Below are 4,934 nucleotides of genomic sequence, written 5' to 3' on the forward strand. Positions count from 1 at the left end.
CTCTTTTCAATAACAGAAGCCTAAAAGCGCCTATAGCGTTTCCTGTTCGCAAGAGGTATATTATCGATGTTGAAAACCCTAATTAGCAAAGGTTTAACTGTGCCACACAGGTGTGAGAAACGCTATATATCACGACACTACCCCTAGTGGTCTCCTGACTTTTCAAACATCCTTTAAGAAAAACATGGGACAATTAAAATTATTTCTATTCGGGCAAGCTTCTTAACTAGAAAGACTTTTAGTCTTGAGATAATATTAGGTCGAGGTCTAATGACTCTCAAGATAAAACAGTCAGCATATTAGAGCAAATCTCTCAAAGCGACTCTAGAGTTAAAATTATCATTAACGCTAGGAATTTTGGCTTTGTTCGTTCTAGCTATTACGGACTTTTACAAGGAACTGGGGATGCGTTTATTTTAGTCTTCGCCGACTTTCAATATCCCCCCGAACTAATCGTCAATTTTTTGGAGAAATGGGAGGAAGGCTATCAAGTTGTTAAAGGAATTAAAGACAAAAGTACAAATGTGAAGACAAAAGAAGGAATTTATCCAGAAATGAGAGAGTTAGGTTTAAGTCCAGGAACTAAACTATTTTTGAAGGATGTCAATATTACAAAAGAGCAGGGATTTGGACAGTTTAACTTAGCGGGTAAGTGGAAAAAAACCTATGGGGGTTTTCAAACAAAAGAACCTTAATATATTCTGACAAATTTTGGGGATTTAGAGACGGCAATAATTGCCTATCAAAAAAGATTTGATATTGAGGAGATGTTCCGAGATTTTAAGTCGGGAGGCTATAGCTTAGAAGGTTCTCAATTAGCACCGCAATATTTATCAAAGCTGATAATTGTTATAGCTATCGCCTATACAAGTGCCACACTACAAGGTGAAAAAATTAAGAATATGGGAATCCAAAAATATGTCACAAGACCCGAAAAAAGATATAAAGGTCAACGCAGACACAGCAGTTTTTATGTGGGTCAACATCTCTATCATTGGCTCCAGCTACATCAAATGTTCCTAAAAAATATAGAAGAGCTAATGCAAATTAGCCGCTATCGGTTGAAGGATTGCATCAAAGGACAAAGAGCAATATCGCTTGCCCTATCTACCTTCTAGCTCGCTTGTCCCCCTCTCAGGAGTTTTATGAGATTAAGACAGCATCATACAATCCGCTATGAATCGATGATTTATGAGAGAGTAAAAAATTGTAGTATCGAAGAAATAAGTCGAGAAGAAGGGTTAGGATGGTCAGAAGTTCAGTTAATATTTAATCACTGTGCTAAAGAACTAGAAAAGGAAGAGTGGGAAGCACCAGAACGAATAAGCTTAGATGAATTTAGTAACTTAAAAGGACATAAAGATTTCATAACAACGGTCGTAGATCTGGACAAGAAAATTTTACTAGATGTGATTAAAGGACATAAGCAAGATGAATTGGGAATCCTTAAAAGCACAGCCAGAAACAGTTCGGGAGAAGGTGAAAGAAGTGAGCGTCGATATGTGGTCAGGATTTACAGCAGTGAGCAAGGAATTATTTCCCAATGCTAAAATCATCTATGATCGTTTTCATGTAATGGCTATCATCAATGACGAGCTTAATAAATTGAGAAAGTTAATGGGGGTGCATGAAAAAGGATTACCTCATTTATTATGGAAGAATAAAGAGGACTTAAAGGACGAACAAAAACAACAACTAGAAGTTATCCTGAAAGAACATTCATGCTTGGGAATAGTCTGGGAAATTAAAGAAAGAAGAAATTAGACAAATTTATCAAAGTAGTAGAACGTTCAGAGGTGCTGAGAGAAAATTGGAAAAGCGAAATATTATATCAAAGTAGTGCCAGCATGATCCAGAAGCATTTGCCTGGTATTTGTAATTACTTTGAAAATCATACAACTGGCGGATTAATTGAGGGAATGAATACCAAAATAAAGCTTATTAAAAGAATAAGTTATGAATTTACCAATTAAGCTGTTTGCTTGCTTTAATTCATAACAAAAATTAATACAGGAAAACCAGGAGAGCCCGCAATTTAAATTACGAACAGCTTACTGCTGAACTCCCAATACTCACCACCAGAGGAGCCGATCCTTTAACAAATACAAAGAGACGATACCCCCTCAAAACCAGTTGATAGGATTATGGTAGTGACCGAAATCAACTTTTAAAAATCTATAATGGGCTTTATTGTCCATTATTATCTAATATAACGGCTTTAAAGCCTGTTATATGTACTTTTTCTCGGTATTATCATGGCCTATCCTCTCTACGTCGCTTTTATTTGGCATCAACACCAACCCCTCTACAAATCCTGTCAAACTAGCACCGATGCTTCGGGACAATATCGCTTACCCTGGGTGCGACTGCATGGAGTGAAAGATTATCTCGATTTAATCTTAATTCTAGAACGTTTTCCCAAATTACACCAAACTGTCAACCTTGTCCCCTCTTTAATCCTGCAATTAGAGGATTACGTCAACGGACTAGCTATAGACCCCTATCTTGCTCTCACCGTCACCCCAGAAGCGCAGTTAACCCTGGCACAAAAACACTTTATCCTCGAACACTTTTTCGATGCTAACCATCGTACCCTGATCGATCCGCACCCCCGTTACGCCCAATTATACGCACAGCGTCAAGAAAACGGTCATAGTTGGTGTATTAGCCATTGGAATCTGCAAGATTATAGCGATCTCTTGGCTTGGCATAACCTCGCTTGGATCGATCCTATCTTTCACAGTGACCCAGAAATCGCTGCTTGGTTAGAACAGGGAAAAAACTTCACTTTAAGCGATCGCCAGCGAATTATCTCCAAACAGCGTCAAATTCTGCGTCGCATCTTGCCGCAACACCGGTTAATGCAGGAAACTGGACAACTAGAAATCATTACCAGTCCCTACACCCATCCAATTTTACCCCTGCTGGCCAACTCGGAAGCCGGCCGGGTAGCGGTGCCGAATATGACCCTTCCTCGCCAATATTTCCACTATCCTGAAGATATTTGCCGCCATCTCCAGAAAGCTTGGCAAATCTATATCGATCGCTTTGATAAACAACCTCGAGGACTTTGGCCCTCGGAACAATCCGTTAGTCCCGCAATTCTCCCCGCTGTCGCTAAACAGGGTTTTCAGTGGTTATGTTCCGATGAGGGGGTGTTAGGTTGGTCTCTGGGACATTACTTTCATCGCGACGAAAAAGGCAATATTAGCGAACCAGAATTGCTTTATAGTCCCTACCTTCTGGAAACTAGCAACGGCAATTTATCGATGGTTTTCCGCGATCATCGTCTCTCGGATCTGATCGGATTTAGCTATAGTGGCATGAAAGCGCAAGAGGCCGCTACAGACTTAGTTAAACACCTAGAAGCGATCGCCGAACAACTGAAAACCAACGCAGAAACCACGACGCTAGAAAAACCCTGGTTAGTTACCATTGCGCTAGATGGCGAAAACTGTTGGGAAAACTATCATCAAGACGGTTTACCCTTCCTAGAGAATCTTTATCAACTTTTAAGCGACCACCAAGCGATCGAATTAGTCACCGTCTCGGAATATCTCGATCGCTTTCCCGCTAATGCTAAAATCCCTGTCAATCAACTTCATAGCGGCTCTTGGATCGATGCCAATTTTACCACTTGGATCGGCGATCCCGCTAAAAATAAAGCTTGGGAATATCTAATTTTAGCCCGTCAAACCCTCGCTAATCACCCGGAAGCGACGGAAGATAATAACCCCGATGCGTGGGAAGCATTGTATGCAGCGGAGGGTTCCGATTGGTTTTGGTGGTTTGGTTATGGCCATTCCTCCAATCATGACGCAATTTTTGACCAACTTTTCCGCGAACACCTAATCGCTCTTTATCAAGCTTTAAATGAGCCAATTCCCTCCTATTTGCTCGAACCGGTGGAAGAACACGGGGATAAACAAAGTAATCGTCCGCTGGCTTTCATTCACCCCATTATCGACGGTTTTGGGGACGAACAGGATTGGGATAAAGCTGGACGGATCGAAATTGGCGGCGCCAGTGGTACAATGCACCGGACTTCCTTAGTACAAAGGCTCTTTTTCGGTTGGGATCACCTCAATTTTTATCTGCGTTTCGATTGGAAACCGGGGGCAGAATTAGGCAAAGATATCCCGCCTGAAGTGCATTTATACTGGTATTATGACGAAGTGCATCGTCTGCAAAGTCCAATTCCCTTAGCAGATATTCCCCCTCGATCGCCCCTCGATTACGGTTATCATCATCATCTAGGAGTTAATTTAATCACGGAATTTACTTGGTTAGAAGTTGCTCAAGAATATTTTACTTGGCAACGAGTTTCTAGTAATGCCAAAGCTTCTTTTAATCAATGTTTGGAGATTGCTGTCCCCTGGGAAGGATTACACATTGAACCCGATGCTCGTCTCCATTTAATCGCAGTTTTAGCTAATCAAGGTCAATACTATGATTTCCTCCCCGTTGAAGAATTAATCTTCCTGCAAAGACCTTAAATCAGTGATCAGTGATCAGTAATCAGTAATCAGTTTTTTAGTTATCAGCTATCAGCTAGAATCATTTATTAGTAAGTGATCAGTAATAGTAGAAAGATATGTTTTAGCTTTAACTAATCAGATAGATGGCTCTCTTAGGTTTGGTGGCTAAAATGTATTCTAAGATACAGTCTTGGGGCAGTGAGTGGAACGAACCACAGAGATACAAAGGACACAAAGATCGATCACTAATATATAAGTTAAACTTATCACACAAAGAATAAGAGAGCCTCAATTTTTCCATTAATGCCCAATTTGCTCAAGAAGCGCAGGAGAAATTATACCAATTCTCTAAATACCAACTACAGATAGAGCATCCAGGATATAACCTCGTCCAACAATTGAAGCAATTACCTCTTTGTTCATTTCTTCGAGTCGTTGACCAATTAACAAACGTAA

The 4,934-nt window shown here is 40.4% G+C and carries 3 protein-coding genes and 2 pseudogenes; all 5 read left to right on the top strand.

The window, feature by feature from the left end; all coding sequences use genetic code 11:
- Positions 1-269 precede the first annotated feature (269 nt).
- Positions 270-545, top strand: a pseudogene (locus EWV60_RS23370) (glycosyltransferase); the annotation flags it as partial.
- A 222-nt stretch (positions 546-767) separates the two neighbouring features.
- Positions 768-1,118: a hypothetical protein gene (locus EWV60_RS23190; protein ID WP_353734388.1), complete on the top strand. Its 351-nt coding sequence runs from the start codon at positions 768-770 to the stop codon at positions 1,116-1,118.
- A gap of 66 nt (positions 1,119-1,184) precedes the next feature.
- On the top strand, positions 1,185-1,550 hold the full coding sequence (locus tag EWV60_RS23195; RefSeq protein ID WP_353734389.1) for a hypothetical protein: 366 nt from the start codon (positions 1,185-1,187) through the stop codon (positions 1,548-1,550).
- Positions 1,501-1,973: pseudogene (locus EWV60_RS23375) on the top strand (transposase). Before EWV60_RS23195 ends, EWV60_RS23375 begins: the two are co-directional and overlap by 50 nt.
- A gap of 282 nt (positions 1,974-2,255) precedes the next feature.
- Entirely contained in the window at positions 2,256-4,496 is a 2,241-nt protein-coding gene (locus EWV60_RS10155) for a glycoside hydrolase (protein ID WP_002774433.1), read from the top strand.
- The last annotated feature ends 438 nt before the right edge of the window (positions 4,497-4,934 follow it).

This window comes from Microcystis sp. Msp_OC_L_20101000_S702, assembly GCF_007095705.1.
Taxonomy (GTDB): domain Bacteria; phylum Cyanobacteriota; class Cyanobacteriia; order Cyanobacteriales; family Microcystaceae; genus Microcystis; species Microcystis ichthyoblabe_A.

What these genes read in the sequence shown, in the direction of transcription:
- EWV60_RS23190 (WP_353734388.1), top strand. Translation starts at nt 768, where the DNA reads ATGTTCCGAGATTTTAAGTCGGGAGGCTATAGCTTAGAAGGTTCTCAA.
- EWV60_RS23195 (WP_353734389.1), top strand. Translation starts at nt 1,185, where the DNA reads ATGATTTATGAGAGAGTAAAAAATTGTAGTATCGAAGAAATAAGTCGA.
- EWV60_RS10155 (WP_002774433.1), top strand. Translation starts at nt 2,256, where the DNA reads ATGGCCTATCCTCTCTACGTCGCTTTTATTTGGCATCAACACCAACCC.